This window comes from Amycolatopsis sp. NPDC034160 (genome assembly GCF_055575355.1).
Map to the genome: position 1 here is coordinate 48626 of NZ_JBVISU010000002.1, position 17400 is coordinate 66025.

Annotated in this window: 16 protein-coding genes; 12 read left to right on the plus strand and 4 right to left on the minus strand. The window is 69.4% G+C overall.

All coding sequences use genetic code 11. The features are described from left to right. Positions 1-342: 342 nt before the first annotated feature. The 4 genes from lanKC to ACZ54P_RS05020 all read left to right on the plus strand — a co-directional run bounded on the left by lanKC (position 343) and on the right by ACZ54P_RS05020 (position 6750). The gene (gene lanKC / locus ACZ54P_RS05005; protein WP_465460278.1) at positions 343-2886 is read left to right on the plus strand and encodes a class III lanthionine synthetase LanKC; all 2544 of its coding nucleotides are present in this window, start codon (positions 343-345) and stop codon (positions 2884-2886) included. 40 nt (positions 2887-2926) lie between these two features. Beyond that, positions 2927-3070, plus strand: coding sequence for a SapB/AmfS family lanthipeptide (locus tag ACZ54P_RS05010; protein WP_465460279.1), 144 nt, complete (start codon positions 2927-2929; stop codon positions 3068-3070). Positions 3071-3266: 196 nt separating this feature from the next. Continuing rightward, positions 3267-4943, plus strand: a complete 1677-nt coding sequence (locus tag ACZ54P_RS05015; RefSeq protein WP_465460280.1) for an ABC transporter ATP-binding protein — start codon at positions 3267-3269, stop codon at positions 4941-4943. 70 nt (positions 4944-5013) lie between these two features. Continuing rightward, complete coding sequence (locus tag ACZ54P_RS05020; protein WP_465460281.1) at positions 5014-6750, plus strand: ABC transporter ATP-binding protein; 1737 nt, start codon at positions 5014-5016, stop codon at positions 6748-6750. Here the strand turns inward: ACZ54P_RS05020 and ACZ54P_RS05025 are convergent. Together ACZ54P_RS05025 and ACZ54P_RS05030 are read right to left on the minus strand one after the other, a co-directional pair. Beyond that, positions 6706-7125 carry an acyl-CoA thioesterase gene (locus ACZ54P_RS05025; protein WP_465460282.1) on the minus strand — a complete coding sequence of 140 codons (420 nt, stop codon included), beginning with the start codon at positions 7123-7125 and terminating at the stop codon, positions 6706-6708. The two genes, ACZ54P_RS05020 and ACZ54P_RS05025, sit on opposite strands and share 45 nt — an antisense overlap. Continuing rightward, a complete protein-coding gene (locus ACZ54P_RS05030) occupies positions 7119-8351 on the minus strand; it encodes a hydroxyacid-oxoacid transhydrogenase (RefSeq protein WP_465460283.1) in 1233 nt (410 codons plus the stop codon). Before ACZ54P_RS05030 ends, ACZ54P_RS05025 begins: the two co-directional genes overlap by 7 nt. 182 nt (positions 8352-8533) lie before the next feature. Between ACZ54P_RS05030 and ACZ54P_RS05035 the strand changes: the two genes are divergently transcribed. The 3 genes from ACZ54P_RS05035 to ACZ54P_RS05045 all read left to right on the plus strand — a co-directional run bounded on the left by ACZ54P_RS05035 (position 8534) and on the right by ACZ54P_RS05045 (position 11068). Continuing rightward, complete coding sequence (locus tag ACZ54P_RS05035; RefSeq protein ID WP_465460834.1) at positions 8534-10183, plus strand: thiamine pyrophosphate-binding protein; 1650 nt, start codon at positions 8534-8536, stop codon at positions 10181-10183. 283 nt (positions 10184-10466) lie between these two features. Beyond that, the gene (locus ACZ54P_RS05040) at positions 10467-10643 is read left to right on the plus strand and encodes a hypothetical protein (RefSeq protein WP_465460284.1); all 177 of its coding nucleotides are present in this window, start codon (positions 10467-10469) and stop codon (positions 10641-10643) included. Between the two features lie 221 nt (positions 10644-10864). Then, the gene (locus ACZ54P_RS05045) at positions 10865-11068 is read left to right on the plus strand and encodes a cold-shock protein (RefSeq protein WP_061980223.1); all 204 of its coding nucleotides are present in this window, start codon (positions 10865-10867) and stop codon (positions 11066-11068) included. A gap of 61 nt (positions 11069-11129) precedes the next feature. Here ACZ54P_RS05045 and ACZ54P_RS05050 read toward each other — a convergent pair whose 3' ends face one another. Beyond that, positions 11130-11789, minus strand: a complete 660-nt coding sequence (locus ACZ54P_RS05050) for a response regulator (RefSeq protein WP_465460285.1) — start codon at positions 11787-11789, stop codon at positions 11130-11132. After that, positions 11786-13027, minus strand: a complete 1242-nt coding sequence (locus ACZ54P_RS05055) for a sensor histidine kinase (RefSeq protein WP_465460286.1) — start codon at positions 13025-13027, stop codon at positions 11786-11788. The genes ACZ54P_RS05050 and ACZ54P_RS05055 overlap by 4 nt, the downstream gene beginning before the upstream one ends. Before the next feature lie 195 nt (positions 13028-13222). On the opposite strand from ACZ54P_RS05055, the gene ACZ54P_RS05060 reads away from it, so the two are divergent. The 5 genes from ACZ54P_RS05060 (at position 13223) to ACZ54P_RS05080 (ending at position 17395) form a co-directional block, all read left to right on the plus strand. Continuing rightward, entirely contained in the window at positions 13223-14101 is an 879-nt protein-coding gene (locus ACZ54P_RS05060; RefSeq protein ID WP_465460287.1) for a diacylglycerol kinase family protein, read from the plus strand. Between the two features lie 81 nt (positions 14102-14182). After that, the gene (locus tag ACZ54P_RS05065) at positions 14183-15433 is read left to right on the plus strand and encodes a GAF domain-containing protein (protein ID WP_465460288.1); all 1251 of its coding nucleotides are present in this window, start codon (positions 14183-14185) and stop codon (positions 15431-15433) included. 68 nt (positions 15434-15501) lie between these two features. Continuing rightward, positions 15502-15624, plus strand: coding sequence for a hypothetical protein (locus ACZ54P_RS05070; protein WP_465460289.1), 123 nt, complete (start codon positions 15502-15504; stop codon positions 15622-15624). Positions 15625-15632: 8 nt separating this feature from the next. Continuing rightward, positions 15633-16760, plus strand: coding sequence for a sensor histidine kinase (locus ACZ54P_RS05075; protein WP_465460290.1), 1128 nt, complete (start codon positions 15633-15635; stop codon positions 16758-16760). Then, on the plus strand, positions 16757-17395 hold the full coding sequence (locus tag ACZ54P_RS05080) for a response regulator (RefSeq protein WP_465460291.1): 639 nt from the start codon (positions 16757-16759) through the stop codon (positions 17393-17395). The genes ACZ54P_RS05075 and ACZ54P_RS05080 overlap by 4 nt, the downstream gene beginning before the upstream one ends. The last annotated feature ends 5 nt before the right edge of the window (positions 17396-17400 follow it).

Here is a 17400-nt window from a genome sequence, read left to right on the forward strand (position 1 = left end):
GCCACGGGGGAGCCCGCAGTGGTCCAGACCGCGAGTGAATAGATCACGAAGCGCGTTCGATTGGCGTTCTGTCAATTCGGCCGGGCCTCATTGCGTTCTGTACCTGGACCAGGCATTACGGCACACGCGTGATCCTGTTACACACCGACCGGGTGGTTGAAAATCGAGTTGATCTCACCCTGGGTACCCCTACTATTCGGTAGGTTTCGAATTCACGTCCCTGAACAGCCCATACGAACCCCCGGTATGGCGGATTGGCCGTTCGCTGCCGGGCGGGTGGAATATTCCCCATCGCGATGGTGCACTTGGCCCATCCGATTGGTGCGAAGGAGGGGGCGCTCGATGGATGTCCGTTACGAAGCGTATTGCTTCGCGGATCCGCTGTTCTTCGACGAGCAGCGGGAAACCGGGGACGCCGCCGACGATTACGCCGCCCTGTTGCCCGTTCCCGATTCCGAGTGGCGCTCCGGGGTGCGCGGTGTGTGGCGCATGCTGCACCCTCTTGCTCGAAACCTTCCTTCGCAGGGCTGGAAAATCCACGTGTCGGCAGGTTTGAGCAACGCCGAGCAGGTGCTCGTGAAGGTGCACGAGCATTGTATCGAGCACAACGTGTCGTACAAGCATCTGCGATCAAGGAACACGCTGCTCGCCAGGAATTCCAAATACGCGCCGCGTGACGGCAGCGGAAAGTTGCTGACTCTTTATCCAGCTGACAACAACGAGCTCGAGCGCGTTCTCGCGGAGCTGTCCGCGAAGCTGGATGGGGAACCTGGCGCGTATATTCTGAGCGACCTGCGCTATGGTGCCGGCCCGCTTTACGTCCGTTACGGCGGATTCGCCGAGCAATGGGTGGAACTCGACGGCAAGCGCGTCCTCGCGGTGCGCAAGCCGGACGGCACGCTGGTCCCGGACAAACGTGAGCCGAGCTTCTCCGTACCCGACTGGGTGACGATCCCGGAATTCCTCGCGCCGCACCTCGCGGCTCGCAAGGGTGGCGACCCGGCGCAGTTCCCCTACCAGGTGAAGAAGCCGCTGCACTTCTCCAACGGTGGCGGGGTGTACCTCGCCGACCGGAACGCCGACGGCGAACAGGTCGTTCTCAAGGAGGCCAGGCCGTACGCCGGCCTCGACCGCGACCTGATCGACGCCGTCGAGCGGCTCCGCCGAGAGCACGAGGTGCTGGAACGGCTCAAGGACATCGACGGCATCCCCGCCGCTCACGACCGGTTCACCGTCTGGGAGCACCACTTCCTGTCCATGGAGTACATGCCCGGCGTCTCGCTCGGCAGCTGGCTCGCCCGCAACTACCCACTCACCCGCCGGGACTGCACGGAAGCCGACATCACCGCCTACACCAAACGCGCGCTGGCGCTGGTCGACCGCGTGGAGAAGATGGTCGAAGCGGTGCACGAGCGCAGGATCGTCTTCGGTGACCTGCACTCGATGAACATCCTGGTCGACGGGGACGACGACAAGGTCTCGCTGATCGACTTCGAGATGGCGGCCGACGTCGACAAGGGTGGACGTCCCGCGCTCGGCGCTCCCGGCTTCCGGGCTCCGCGGGATCGCGAGGGCTTCGAAATCGACGAGTACGCGCTCGCCGTCCTGAAGCTGTGGATCTTCCTGCCGCTCACCACGCTCCTCGAACTCGCCCCGGCGAAGCTGCGCGGACTGGCGGACTTCGTCCAGCGACGCTTCGACGTACCGGAGGGCTACGCCGACGCGGTCGTCGCCGAGCTCGCGCCCCGGGACGCCCCGCCGCAAACGAGCGAGACCGAACTCGACCAGGCCGAGCCGGACTGGACGCTGGTCCGCAAGCAGATCACCGAAGCGATCCTCGCCAGCGCGACCCCCGAACGCACCGACCGGCTCTTCCCCGGCGACATCGAGCAGTTCCGCGTCGGCGGAGCGTGCTTCGGCTACGGCGCGGCCGGAGTCCTCCACGCGCTGCACGCGGTCAACGGAGACCGGTACCCCGATCACGAGAAGTGGCTGCTGGACGCGGTCCGTCGCGACCCGCCCGCACGACCGGGGTTCTACGACGGCTCGTACGGAATCGCCTACGTCCTCGAAGAGCTCGGCTACCGCGACGAAGCCACCAAACTGCTTTCGTCCTCGGCGACGCTCGTGGACCAGACCGCCGACCACGGGCTCGAAGGCGGTCTTTCCGGAATCGGCCTGACCCAGCTGCACTTCGCGGTGAAGCGCAAGGACAACGAGTTCGGCAGGCAGGCACTCGCCACCGCCGTCCGGCTCGCCGAAGCACTCGAAACCGCCGACCCGCCCGGCGACTTCGCCAGGGCAGGGCTGCTCAACGGCTGGTCCGGGCCGGCGCTGCTGTTCATCCGGCTGTTCGAGCGCACTCGCGAAGAGGGCTGGCTGTCCTTCGCCGACCAGGCGCTGGAGCGGGACATCGAGGAGTGCGTCGAATCCGACGATGGCTCGCTGCAGGTTCGCGACGGGGAGACCAGGACCTTGCCCTACGCGGGTGTCGGCAGCGCCGGGATCCTCTTGGTCGCCGAAGAGCTGGCGAAACACCGTCCGGACGCGAATGCGCTGAAGAGCCTTCCCGGGCTACGCGAATCCTGCCGCGGCGAGTTCGTCATCCACCCCGGCCTGTTGTTCGGCCGGTGCGGGCTGATGACCGCGCTCGCGACGGGCGCCGAACCGGACCAGCGCGTCCGCGAGGCCGTCGACCTGCACCTTTCCCGGCTGGCCTGGTACGCGGTGCCGTACAAGGGCGGCCTGGCGTTCCCCGGAAACCAGCTGCTGCGGCTGTCGATGGACGTCGTCACCGGCGGCGCGGGCATCTTGCTCGCCCTCGCCGCAACCCTGGACGGGAAGGCCTTGCTGCCGTTCCTGTCCTCCAGAACTGCCGGTCGTTGACGACCGGCGGACCAGGAAAACAACGAAAGGGAACACCATCATGGAACTCGTTCTGGACCTGCAGGCCATGGAAGCCCCCGAGGTTCTCGAAGGCGGCGGTGGCGGCAGCCACGGTGGCTCGAGCAACCTCAGCCTGCTGGCGTCCTGCGCGAACAGCACGGTCAGCCTGCTGACCTGCCACTGATCACCTGAGTGATCGCTGAGGGCGCGGGAGCGGCACAGGCCAAGTGCGCCGCTCCCGCGCCCCTCATTTTGCCGGTCGAATCATCTCGTTGGGATCACGTTGCACGAAGTGGGACGTCCCCAGCGTGACTTGCCCTGCCGACGTCGATCACGGCGGCGGATTCACGGCGGGTTCACCTCGAAGGCTAAGGAGTGGGATGGCGGGTTCCGCCGATCGTCTGCTGGTCTCCGTGACCATGCTCGATCGTCCCCGCCTGATCGCGCTGATCCTGAGCGCGCTCGCCGGGACGGCCGCGGGGCTGCTCCTGCCCGGCGCGCTCGCCGCCGCGGTCGACGCCGTCGTCGCGGGGCGGCCCAGCCTTCCCGAGGTCTCATGGCTGCTCGTGCTGGGTGTCACGCAGATCGCCGTCGGCCTCATCGGCGGCATCCTCACCGCGCGGATGACCGCTTTCGCGACCGCCTGGCTGCGCCGCGAACTCACCGACCGCCATCTCGCGCTCGGCACCAGATCCGCCTTCGCCGACGGCGACGCGATCAGCAGGCTCACCGGGGACTGCACCGGCGCCGGTCTGGTCGCCTCGGTCGTCGTCCAGCTCGGCTCGTCGACCTTGATCTCCGGCGGCGCGGTCGTCCTGCTGGCGTGGATGGACTGGCGTCTCGCGCTCGTCTTCCTCGGCAGCATCCCGTTCGCGCTGATGCTCGCGCGCACGCATCTGAAGAACACCGCCGAAGACGTCCTTACTTACCAACAGGTTTCCGGGGAACTGGCGGCGAGGATGGTCGACGCCGTCGCCGGGCTGCGCACGATCGCCGCGTCGGGTACCGCCGACCGCGAAGCCGAACGAGTGTTGCGGCCGTTGCCGAAGCTGAGTCTCGCGGGCCGCGGGATGTGGCGCACGCAGGCCAGGATGGTGTGGCGTTCCGGCCTTTTGCTGCCCGCGGTGGAGATCGCCGTGCTGGCCGCCGCCGGTTTCGGCGTGCTGGAGGGGAGGTTGAGTGTCGGACAGGTCCTCGCCGCACTCGGTTACGTCGCGCTCGGCATGAGCATGGTCACCCAGATCCCGTTGCTCACCACGCTTTCCCGGGCGCGCTCGTGTGCGCGGCGGATCACCGATGTGCTGGAGTCACCCGTACCCGAACCAGGCAAGCTGGGCGTCGCCGCCGGGCAGGGGACGCTCGAACTGCGCGGCGTCACCGTCGAAGGCGCGTTGCGGGAGGTCGACCTCGTCGTCCGCGGCGGCCGGTTCACCGCCGTCGTCGGGCGTTCCGGCTCGGGGAAGTCCGCGCTGGTCAGCGTCCTCGGCGGGCTGCTGAGCCCGGACGAAGGGACGGTGATGCTCGACGGCCGTCAGCTGGCGGATCTGCGGCCGCACGAACTCCGCGCGGTCGTCGGTTTCGCCTTCGAACGGCCCGCGCTGCTCGGCGCCACCATCGGCGACGCCGTCGGATACGGCTCTTGGGCCGGTGAAGCCGCCGTGCGCGCCGCCTGTCAGTCCGCGCAGGTCGACGACCTGATCGTCCGGCTGCCGAACGGATATCGGACGCCGCTGTCGGAGACACCGCTCTCCGGCGGGGAGGCGCAGCGGATCGGGCTGGCGCGCGCGATCGCGCACGCGCCGAGGGTGCTCATCCTCGACGACGCCACCGCCAGTCTCGACACGGTCACCGAAGCCGCCGTCGAAGAGGCGATCGAACGCACTCTGCCCGGCCGGACCCGGGTGGTGGTGACGCATCGCGCGGCCACCGCGGCGCGGGCGGACGCGGTGGTGTGGCTGGACGACGGGCGGGTCCGGGCGGTCGGCACCCACGACGAGCTGTGGCGTGATCCGGCTTACCGTGCTGTTTTCACGGGTAGCTCGGCGGAGCAGCTATGAACAGCGAGAACCCAGCCAAGCACGACGCGATCGCGGGCGCGGGTTCGCCAGCCAGTACGGAGGGCGAGCAGTGAGCGTCTGGGGGCTCTACCGTTCGGCGCTGGCCGGGCAGTGGAGAGGCGGGCTGGTGTTGCTGGCCTGCTCCGTGCTGGAAAGCGCGCCAGCGTTCTTGTCCGGTCGCCTGGTCGAACTCGCGGTTGACGAGGGGTTTGCCGCGGATCGGCCAGGCACCGGACTGCGTTGGCTCGCGGTGTTCGGACTGGTCGCCGTGATCGGGGCGTTCGGGTCCCGGCTGGTGTGGCATCAGCTCGGCAAGGTCGTCGAGCCGTTGCGTGACGCGCTGGTGACCGCCGTGGTGCGCGGGGTCCTGCACGATCCGGCGCCACCGCGGAATCAGCCGGACGCCAGCGGCGTCGCCCGGATCACCCAGCACGTCGAGGTGGTCCGCGACGCCACGGCGGGGTTGCTGGTGCAGGCACGCGGGATGGTCGTGACGACCGTGGCGGCGTTGGCCGGGTTGTTCACCATCGCCGGTTCGCTCGCGCTGATCGTCGCGATCCCGGTGGTGGTCTCGGTGGCCGTGTTCGCCTGCCTGCTGCCGTCGCTGGCTCGTCGGCAGCGCGCGCTCGCGTTGGCCGACGAGCGGACCGCCGAGGTCGCGGGCGCGTCGTTGTCCGGGATGCGCGACATCGTCGCCTGCGGTGCGGAACCCCTTGCCGCGCTTGAGCTTTACGACGCCATCGACACGCAGGCCAAGGCGGCCGTGCGGGTGGCGCGGTCGGGGGCGGCCAGGACGGTGGTGATCGCGACCGGCGGCTTCGTCCCGCTGCTGCTGGCGTTGCTGGTGGCGCCGGGAATGGTCAAGGACGGGGTGCTCACCGCCGGTGCCGCGCTCGGCGCGCTCGTCTACCTCGCGACGACGATGCAGCCGGCGTTGCGGGGGCTGGCGTCCACCGCGAGCACCGTGGTGCTGCGGCTGATCGTGGCGCTGCGGCGGTTGGCGGAGACCGCGGAGGCCGAGCCGGAGCCGGACGGTACGGCCGAACCCGCCGGGACCGCGATCTACGTGCGGGATCTGACCTTCAGTTGGGGTGCGGCGGCCGAGCCGGTGGTGCGCGGGCTGGACCTGCATCTGCGGCCGGGCGAGCGGTTCGCGGTGGTAGGCCCGAGCGGGATCGGCAAGTCGACCTTGGCCGGGTTGCTGACCGGGATGCTCGAACCGCAGGCCGGGCGGGTACTGCTCGGCGGGGTACCGGTCCGGGAGGTCCCGGCGGCGGTACGGCATCGGATGATCGCGCTGATCCCCCAGGAGTCGTACGTCTTCGCGGGATCCGTGCGGGACAACGTCGGCCTGTTCGCACAGACGGCGATGGACGCCGAACTGTGGGCGGCCGTGACCGCCGTGGGGGCGGAGCCGCTGATCACGCGGCTGGGCGGACTCGACAGCGAGATCGGGCACGGGACGCTGTCCGCCGGTGAGGCGCAGCTCATCGCGCTGGCGCGGGTGTACGCGAGCGACGCGGGCGTCGTCATCCTCGACGAGGCGACGTCGCACCTCGACCCGCCCGCCGAAGCCCGCGCGGAACGGGCGTTCGCCGAGCGGGGCGGGATCCTGGTGGTGATCGCGCACCGGCTGACGTCGGCGTTGCGCGCGGACCGGGTCCTGGTGATGGACGGCAAGGAGACCGCCCTCGGTACCCACCTGGAACTCATGGACCGGTCCACGCGCTACGCCCAGCTCATGCACGCGTGGGCGCCGCGGCTACCCCAGCCCAGTGCGCAGTTCTTCCAGCGCGCCCCGGAGTAGACCGTCGACCGGAACCGGGCGCCGGGACTCGCGATCGACGAAGACGTGCACGAAGTGCCCTTCGGCGATCACCGTCTCCTTCGAGTACATCCCGACCTCGTAGCGGACACTCGACCGCCCGAGATGCCCGACCCGCAGGCCGACCTCGAGTTCACCCGGGAACGACACCGAAGCGTGGTACTTGCACTGGGATTCCACGCACAACCCGATGACCTGGCCGGTTTCGATGTCGAGCCCGCCGCGTTCGATCAGGAGTGTGTTGATCACGGTGTCCATCACCGAGTAGTGGACGACGTTGTTGACATGTCCGTAGACGTCGTTGTCCTTCCACCGCAACGGAACCGTCTGCCAGTGCGGGTACTCGGCGTTCACCACAGCGTCACCGATTCCCGCAGGATCCCGGCGAGATCCGCTTCGGCTGCCTCGCGTGGCGCCGTCGCCAGCAGCCGTTGTTGTTTCACCGTACCGGAAACCAGTGAGTCCACATCGGACTCCGAGTAGCCGACGGCGCCGATCCCGTTGGGGATCCCGATCTCCCGCATGATCTGCCGCAGCACCGCGGGCAGATGGTCGTGAAGGTCGCCCGGCCATTCGTAGTCCGGGGCGAGCAGCCGGGCCACCCGCAGGTGCCGGTCCGGGCAGGCGTCGAAGGTGAAGCGGAACGCCGCGGGCGCGGTCAGCGAGACCGCCATCCCGTGCGGCACCATCGGTTCGTCACCCGGATAGCCCGAAGGATGGAAGTCCCGGACCTGCCCGGCGATCGGATAAGCGTTGGCGTGCGGGATGTGCACGCCGGCGTTGCCGAAGCCGAGTCCGGCGAACGTCGCCGCGAGCGCCATCGCCTCGCGTGCCTTCAGGTCCGATCCGTCCCGCACGGCCGCGGGCAAGGCCCACGACAACAGCCGCAGCGACTGCTCGGCGAACATGTCGGCCAGCGGATTCGCGCCGCAGTAGGGAACCCGGTCCTCCGGGCGTTTGCGGTCGAATTCGGTGTACGGCTTCGCCGTGTAGCTTTCCGCGGCGTGACAGAGAATGTCCATCCCGCTCGCGGCGGTGACCTCCGGCGGCTGCGACACCATCAGTCGCGGATCGACCACGGCGAGGCTCGGCCGCAGCCGGAGATGGCTGATACCGCTCTTCACCCGCAGTGACAACACGTCCAGCACGCACACCGTCGTGCTCTCCGAGCCGGTCCCGGTGGTGGTCGGCACCGCGACCAGCGGTTTCAGCGGCGCGCTCGGCGCGCGGCCGCCGCCGACCGGCGCGTTGACGTAGTCCATCAGGTCGCCGTCGTTGCTGGTCAGGAGGTTCACCGCCTTCGCGGTGTCGATGGCGGATCCGCCACCGACGGCGACGAAGGCGTCCCACTCGCCCTGTCCTTTGGCGAAGTCGACGGCCTTGCGCATGCTGACGTCGGTCGGCTCGACGTGAACGCCGTCGAAGACGACCGCTTCGATGCCGTAGGTCTCGATGCCTTCGGCGATCCGTTGTGGCCAGCCCGTCGCGGCGACGGCCGCGTCGGTCAGTACGAGCACCCGCCGGGCGCCGTACTGGGTGAGGTCGTAGCCGATTTCGTCACTCGACCCGGTTCCGTACTTCAAGGCTGGTGCGCCGTAGGTGAAAACAGTTTCACGTCCAGCGGTGGCTGAGGTCACGTTTTCGTGCTCCCTTGCTCGAACACGTCCCGATTTCGGACATTCTGCCGCCCCGGGGTTGCCGGAATCGAAAGATCGCTTGACGGCACCGATCACCGCCCGCCTAAGCTCTTCTCATTAGATACCAACTGGGAGCGTCCGTCGCCCATACGGCCGTGCGGATCTTGACCGAGGCAGGAGTCCACCGCGTGTACGCGGTGGCGGGTGAGTCTTTCCTGGACCTGCTCGACGCGCTGCAACGCGAACGGTCGATCACCTTCGTCTCGGCGAGGCACGACTCCGGCGCGGCCTTCATGGCCGAGGCCGAAGGCAAACTCACCGAGCAACCGGCGGTACTGCTGGCGGGCCGCGGCCCGAACGCGGCGAACCTCGCGATCGGCGTCGCCACGGCCTACCAGGACGAGAGCCCGATGGTCGTCCTGCTGGAGAACCCGCCGTCCAGGCCCGGCCCGACGAGCGAACTGCCCACCGCCGACCTGACCGCGATGTTCGAGCCCATCGCCAAGTGGACCGGCCGTGCGAAGCAACCGGACGAGGTGCCAGGCCTGCTGGTCGAGGCGCTGACCCGCTGCCGCGAAGGACGTCCCGGCCCCACCGTCGTCGCCGTTCCCGCCGACTTCTGGGGTGTCCCGTTCGATTCGGCCAAACCGGTCGCCGCCGTCCGGCCGCCCGTCACCGGCGCGCTCGGCCGGACCGCCGAGGCGGTCGCGCAACTGGTCGACGAGGCCCGCTACCCGGTGGTGATCGTCGGCGGCCGGGCCCGCGCGGCGCGGGACGAGCTGATCGCCGTCGCCGACGAACTCGCGTTGCCGGTGTACAACGCCTTCCGCCGTCAGGACGCCTTCCCGGAGAACCACGCGCGCTACGCCGGCCACCTCGGCATCGGGATCCCGGCGCGCCAGCTCGACGCGCTGGAACGCGCCGACCTCGTCCTCGCGCTGGGCACGCAGCTCGACGAGGTCACCACCCAGTCCTTCCGCTACCCCACGCCTTCGCAGACGTTGGTGCTGGTGGGCACCGGGATCGAGCCCGCCCGGCGTGGTGGCTTGACCTTCCGGGTCGACTCCGAAGTCGAACCGTTCCTGCGCGAACTGCGCACCGTCGCCTCGCCGCGGACGCGTCGAGCGTCGGCCGCGAACGCCGCCGTGCACACCTTCATGACGCCGCCCGACACCAGCGGCGCCACCCGCGTCCATCCGGCCGACGTCATCCGCGCCGTGCGCAAGCTCGCGCCCGAAGACGCGATCGTGACCAGCGACGCGGGCAACTTCGCCCAGTTCATGCACCGCTACTGGTGTTTCACCGCGCCCCGCAGTCAGCTCGGGCCGAGCAACGCCGCCATGGGCTACGCGGTTCCCGCGGCGATCGCGGCGAAACTCGCCGAGCCGCGCCGGACGGTGATCGCGATGGTCGGTGACGGCGGCGCGCTGATGACCGGGCAGGAGATCGAAACCGCCGTCCGCTACCGGGTGCCGGTGACCGTCCTGGTGTTCCAGAACGGACTGCACGGTCCGCTCGCCGTGCATCAGGCGCGCAAGCACGGACGGCTCTCGGGGGTCACCGTCGCAGCCACCGACTTCGCGTCGTGGGCGCGCGGGCTCGGCGCCGCCGGGTACACCGTGGACGACCGTGAGGAGCTGGAGCCGATCATCGCGAGCGCGCTGGTCCGGCAACGACCCTGTGTGATCGACGTCCGGACGGATCCGGACGTGGTGACCCCGGACATCCGGCTGACGAGCCTGCTCGGCGCCGCGAGGCCGCAGCAGGGCGGCCAGTAGGCGCGGCTCGCCGATTACCGGGCGGTACTTTTTCTCAGGGGATACACAGAAACCCTTGTGGGACTGCCTTCACCTGCTCCAAGGAGTGGGAATGTGGTGACGACTCGGCCGACTTTCGGTCGCGGAGGCCGGATTTTGTCGGTCGGCCGTGGCACAATCGCCGCAACACCGAGAGTCCGATGAGGACTGGGTGGACAGGAGCGGCCAGTGGGGCCGCGGCCGTCCGCCGGTGAGTTGTTGGCACGCAGTACGTACAGCGTTGTGTTGACACAGGGGAGAAAACATGGCTGACGAGATGAAGCCACAGGACAAGTCCAAGTCCGTTTCCGGCGTGGTACCGGTGCAGTTCAGCGCGGACGCGGAGACCCACGATGTCGCCGTCGTGCCCACCAACCGTGACGCCCTGCGCCGTTCACCGTTCGGTGCCGACGTACCGTTGCGCGCGGCGAGCGGCGAATAGCCGAGTGGTAAAGAGCACCGCGCGGCCGGGTGACGACGCTTGTCGGCCTACGTGAGGTGTGCTTTACTGGTTTAGGTCTCGTTTTTTGTGTTCGTGTTGGTTCACGCTCGCAGAACTCAGCGGGCGTAGTGTCTCCTCATTTCCGAGGAAGCAAACCGTCTGATCGTGACCCGGGTTGCCGACGTGGCTTCCTGTTTGTTTGTGTTGCATATGGAGATTTTATGACTCAGGGCACTGTGAAGTGGTTCAACTCCGAGAAGGGGTTCGGCTTCATCACTCCCGACAACGGCGGCGGCGACGTCTTCGTGCACTACAGTGAGATTCAGGGCAATGGCTTCCGCAGCCTTGACGAGAACGCCCGCGTGGAGTTCGAAATCGGTCAGGGTGCGAAGGGTCCGCAGGCCACCTCGGTCAACGTGATCTGATCCAGGCTTTCAAGCAGGGCCGCCTCCCTCGGGAGGTGGCCCTGCTGCTTTTTCCGGGTCTTCACGGGGAGACGAGCCCGGCCTCGTAGGCCAGCACGATCGCCTGCGCCCGGTCCCGTAGCGCCAGTTTCGCGAGGATCCGGCCCACGTACGTTTTCACCGTCTGCGCCGAAAGCACCAGATCCGCCGCGATCTCCGGATTGGACCGTCCTTTCGCGATCAACCGCAGTACTTCGCGTTCGCGTTCGGTGAGCACGTCGAACCGGGCCGGGGACGGCCGCGGAACCGGTGCGCTGGCGACGAAATTCGCGATGAGCCGCTTCGTGACGGCCGGCGAGAGCAGCGCGTCCCCGGCGGCGACCACCCCGATCGCGGCGATCAGTTCGGCCGACGGCGCGTCCTTCAACAGGAACCCGCTGGCGCCCGCCCGCAACGCTCCGTAGACGTAGTCGTCCAAATGGAACGTGGTCAGGACGATCACCTTCGGCTTGTCGCCGTCGCCTTCGAGCAGCCGCCGGGTCGTTTCGAGACCGTCCAGCACCGGCATCCGGATGTCCATCAGGACGACGTCGGGTGCGGTGGTCAGCGCGGCGATGCCGTCCAGCGCCGCCAGTCCGTCACCGGCCTGGCCGACGACGTCCAGTCCCGGCTGCGCGTCCAGCAGGCTCGCGAAACTTTCCCGCACCATGGCCTGGTCGTCGACGATGAAGACGGTGGTCACGTTTCCCCCGTGAGTTTCAGCGTGACGGCCACCCGGAAACCGCCGTCCGCCTCCGGCCCGGTCTCGCACGAGCCGCCGATCAGCGTAACGCGTTCGGCGATCCCCGCCAGGCCGGTGCCGTCCCCGGCCGAAGGGGCCGGAACCCGTTCGGGCGGCCCGTTCTCGACCAGGATCGTGAGCGCTTCCGGCTCTCGTCGCACGTCGACGTCCACCCTCGACCCCGGGCTGTGCCGGGCCGCGTTACTCAACGCCTCCTGCAGGATCCGGTACGCGGCCAGGCCGATCGTGCCAGGGACGTCGTCGCCGCCGGTGATCCGGGAGCGCACCTCGATCCCGGACGCCCGGCAGCCGTCGAGCAGCCCGGGGACCTCGGCGAGTCCCGGCTGCGGTTCGTGTTCCGGTTCGTCCTCGTCGTCCCGCAGTACGCCGACCAGCCGACGGGCCTCGTCCAGTGCTTCCCGTGCCGCGACGCCGAGCGCGCGGAACTCCTCCGCGACGCTGTCGTTGACGTCCGGGAGCCGGTAGCGCGCGCTGTCGGTCCGCAGGGCGATCAGCGAGAGATGGTGACCGATGATGTCGTGCAGTTCCCTGGCGACCTGCGCGCGCTCCTGCAACGCGGTCCGCTTCGCCCGCTCTTCGACCGCCGTGCGCTCGGCCGTGTCGGCCTGCGCCAATGCCCGCCGACGTTGCTGCATGCCGTAGCCGGCGACGATGGTCACGGCCACCACGAGCAGGGACAACACCAGGGTCTTCGTGCCGGTCCGCGGTATCTGCGCGAGACCGACCCCGACGGCGAGCACCACCGCGATGATCGAGATCCCGGTGCCCTGCTTGGGTTTCGTCCTGGCGAGGGTCATCGCCAGCACCGGCAGGTACGGGAGGACGTGGAACTGCAGCGGCCATTCGCTCGGCGTCGTGTGGAACGGTGGATCGGGTGCGGGGAAGAGGACGGCGATGGCCGCGGTGACCATCCCCACCGCCGCCACGCGGACCGCGGTCAACGGGAAGCGCACGACCAGCAGCGGCGGTGCGACCTGCAGAAGCAGCAAGAAGAAGACCAGCGGAAGGCTTTCGGGGCCGAGGTAGTGCGCCCAAGCGCCGAAGGTCATGCTCACCAGCACGGCGAGGGTCGAGACGGCGAGGACCCCTTTGAGCCAGCCCGGCACGTGCCACCAGGCGGAAGCCGGTTCGAGATCTGCGTCGCGCCCGGTGAGGAGCGCCCACCCCAGCGAATCCATGGCTCGACGCTAACGACGCGGCGGTCCGGGCACATCCCCGCGAGGGGGACAGCCGGTGTCCCCCACGGGGTGACCGGTGGCCTCGCACGATGTGGGACTTCGCCTGCTTCCCGAGGATGCAACCTCGTGCAACTCTTCCTTTCGCGGCCTCGACGTCGTTTCCTTGTAGGACTTGGCGCGGGCAGCGGAGGACATGTGGGCGAAGTGGTCGCGGGGATCCTGGCGAACCCCGCTTCGGAGCGTGACATCCAGAGTCTGCGTTCGGCACTCCGCGTAGCCGGAGTCGGCCGGGTGATGGTGTGGACCGAGGCGGGCAAGATCATCGGCACCGTCCGCCGGATGGTGGACGCGGGCGCGAGTGTGCTCATCTGCCTCGGTGGCGACGGCATGATGCGGGCCGCCGCGGCGGCTTGCGGCGACGTCCCGATGCTCATGCTGCCGACCGGAAGCACCGCGCTTCCCGAGCCGACCGTCGCCGGGCTCGCCGCCGGGCTGCTGGCCAGCCATCAGGTGGACACCGACCTGGTCACGAACCGTGCGACCGTCCTCGAGGTCGTCACGAAGGCTCGGCGTGAGATCGCGCTGAACCACGTCAGCGTGTCGGCGGAACCCCGCTGGGATCCCGCGTCGCTGACCGAGCTGTACTGCACGTTCGCCGTGCCGGACGGGATCGGCCTCGCCAGCATCCCCGGCAGAGTGTGCGCCAGCCCGAAGTCCACTGTGGACGGTGTGGCGGTCTCGCTCGGGCCGGTCGACGAGACGCCGTACGTCGTGCAGGCGCCGATCGCGCCGGGCGAGGTCCGCGCGGTCGGTGTCCGGGGCTGGAGCGTGCTGTACCCCGGGGTGCGGGTCGATCTCGGGGCCGCGGGCGGCTCCATCGCGCTCGACGGCGAACCGCATTTCGTGCTGAAGCCGGGAGAGAGCGCTTTCGTCGAGTTGAAGCCCGAAGGTCCGTGGTGCGTCGACGTCCGCGCCGTGATGGCGGAAGCCACCAGGAAAGGCCTGCTCCTCGGGCGAAAGCCGGAGCGGGCCCTTCCCGTGTCCCGCCTGGTGGAAGCACCCTTCATCCGGTAAGCCCGCCCCAGGTCACAGAGACCTTCCGATCGCCGGTGCGGCCAGGCACACTGGGCGAAACGGAGCAAGGGAGTTGGCCAGGTGCGGCTGGAAGCGGCGTTGCCGGTCGGCGCGGATCCGCGGCGGCACGCCCGCGTCCTCGCCAAAGTGCACGAAGCCGCCCTCTCCGGCGACGCGCTCCCGAGCCACCCACGCGCGGTCATCGGCGCGTCCTGGCAGCGCATGCGCCGTCTCGGCCTGGACCCGGATCGCGGCGCGCCCGTTCCCGCCCTCGTCCCGGAGCAGCTGGAGGCCCGCCGCCGCGAGAGCGGCCTCGCCGCCGCCCTGCCCGCCCTGCGCGGCGGCCTGATCAGCCTCGCCGAGCAGGCCGCGCACATCATGGTGGTCGTCGACGCCGGCGGCCGTGTTCTCTGGCGCGACGGCAGTACCGCGGTCCGCCGCCGCGCCGACGGGCTCGGCCTCGTCGACGGCGTCGACTGGAGCGAGAACGCCGTCGGCACCAACGCCATGGGAACCGCGTTGGTGACCAGGCATCCGGTCCAGGTCTACTCCGCCGAGCACTACGTCCGTAGCCAGCACGACTGGACCTGCGCCGCCGCGCCGCTGCACGATCCGAGGGACGGCAAGCTGCTCGGCGTCGTCGACCTCTCCGGTCCGGCTTCGACCGTGCACCCGACGACGCTGGCCTTGGTCGACGCGGTCGCGAAACTCGCCGAAGCACATCTGCGCACTACGCACCTCTCCGAACTCGAACGACTGCGCGGGCTCGTGTCACCCCTGCTGGCCAAGGTGAAGGGCCGGGCGGTGATCACCGACCCGCACGGCTGGATCGCGGCGTCGGCGGGCCTCGTCCCGGTCGGCCGGATCGCCCTGCCGAACGACGTCACCGCCGGCCGGACCTGGCTGCCCGCCTACGGGAACTGCCTGGTGGAGCCGCTGCCCGGCGGCTGGCTCGTCCGGCTCACCGAAGAGGAGGACGCGCCGCCGACCCACGTCGTACTCGATCTGAAGTCGTCCAGGGATGCCACGCTGCGCGTCTCGGGCGCGGCGGGAGCCTGGTCGCACCGGCTGAGCCCCCGGCACGCGGAGATGCTGTACATCCTCGCGCGCCATCGAGAAGGGAGGTCGGCGTCGGAGCTGTCGCTCGACCTCTTCGGCGACGCGGGCCGCACCGTGACCGTCCGCGCGGAGATGTCCAGGATGCGACGGCATTTCGGCGGGATCCTGCTGGGCAGGCCGTACCGGTTCGCCGACGACGTCGAGGTCGTCGTCGAGCGGCCGTCCGACGGCGAGGTCCTCCCGTACTCCGTCGCGCCCGCCGTCCGCGCCTGAGATCTCCACCCCCGGCTCAACCCGGCGATGGTCTCGCTCCACCCTTCGGCGTTCCTAACGTTCGGCCGATGGGAAACAGGAACGGAAAAGCCCTGCTGGGCCTGGTCGTGATCGGTATCGTCGTCCTTCTCGGATTTCTGGCCTATCGGCTGATCCTGGTGGAGCTGATCACCCGGCTGAGCGATCGCTGAGGGGATGGATGGGGAAGCGGGAAAGGCCACTGCTGCCGGACACGATCGCGCCGAGCTGGCTGGTCGTCCAGCTGCTCGGCACGGCCGCGGTCGTGGTGGTGCTGCTGACCGCGAGCGAGTCCCGGGCATGGATCTGGGCGGCGTACGGCGTTTGCGGCGTCTGCTGGCTGGGTTTCGTGGTGGCTTCCCCGCGGCTGCCCAGGGCGGCGACGGCGCTGCTCGCGGTGGCGACCGTCCCGCCGTCGCTCGCGCTCGGCTGGGCCGAGGATTCGTCCGCCATCGTGCTCGCCGTGGTCACGGTCAGCCGGTTCGCCACCCTGACCGGCCCGTCGGTGGCCGCCATCGTGGGGGTGGTGGGACTCGACCTGGGGCTCGCGGCGATCCCCGGCCTGCTCGTGGGTTCCCCGCTGGTGGTGGTGTTCGGCAACGTCGGCGTCCTGCTCGTGCTGATGCTCCTGGGGCTGAACCGGCGGCAGTACGAAGTGCAGGCGGTCCAGGCGGCCGCCTTGCTGGAGCAGACCAAACTGGCCCAGAGCGAACACGCACGGGCCGCCGCGCTCGACGAGCGTACGCGGATCGCCAGAGAGATCCACGACGTGCTCGCGCATTCGCTGGGCGCGTTGGGGATCCACCTGGAGGTCGCCGAGGCACTGCTGGCCGAGAAGTCCGATGTGGACGGTGCGCTCGGCAGAGTCCGGTTGTCCCGGCGGCTGGCCGCCGAGGGACTGGCCGAGGCGCGAGACGCCGTCGCGGCTCTGCGCAGCGACGTCCCGTCGCTCGCCGAAGCCTTGCGGTCGCTGGTGGAAGCGCACCACGACGGGGTGACCTTCGAGGTTTCGGGGGAGCAGCGCCCGCTGTCGTCCGCCGCGGCGGTTTCGCTGGCAGGTGTCGCCCGGGAGGCGTTGACCAACGCGGCCAAGCACGCTCCCGGCCGTCCAGTGTCGCTCCGGCTGCTTTTCACCCCGGCGGAAGTCCGCTTGCGGGTGCACAACGAACTCGGCGATACCGCCCGATCGGAGGACGCGGGCGGATTCGGTCTCACCGGGATGCGGGAGCGGCTCGCGCTCGCCGGTGGCACGCTGTCCGCGGGGCCGGAGGACGGGCACTGGACGGTGGAGGCGGTGGTGGGGGCGTGATCCGGGTGGTCGTCGTCGATGACCAGCAGGTCATGCGCGAAGGGCTCGTCGCGTTGCTCGGGCTGGTCGAGGGGATCGACGTCGTCGGCTCCGCCGGTGACGGACGGCAGGCGCTCGAACTGCTCCGCGGGACCGCGGCCGACGTCGTGCTGATGGACCTGCGCATGCCCGTGCTGGACGGGGTGGCCACGACCAGGTTGCTCAAACGCGATCACCCGGACGTCGCGGTCGTGGTCCTGACGACGTACGCGGACGACGCTTCGATCGCTGACGCGCTCCGCGCCGGAGCACGCGGCTACCTGACCAAGGACGCCGGCCGCGCCGAGATCGGCGCCGCCGTCCGCTCCGCCGCCAACGGACAGGCGATCTTCGCCGCCGAGGTCTCCGACAGGCTCGTCGCCGCGCTCGAAGCGAGAACGGTCACCCGGGCCAGGACCGAGCTCCCGGACGGCCTCACCGCCCGCGAAGGCGAAGTACTCGGTCTCATCGCGCGGGGGCTGTCCAATCCGGAAATCGCCGCCGAGCTGTACATCGGCGAGGCCACCGTGAAAAGCCACATCAACCACACCTTCGCCAAGATCGGTGTGCGCAATCGTGCGGAGGCAGTGCGCTACGGCTTGGAAAAGGGCTTCTGACGCCA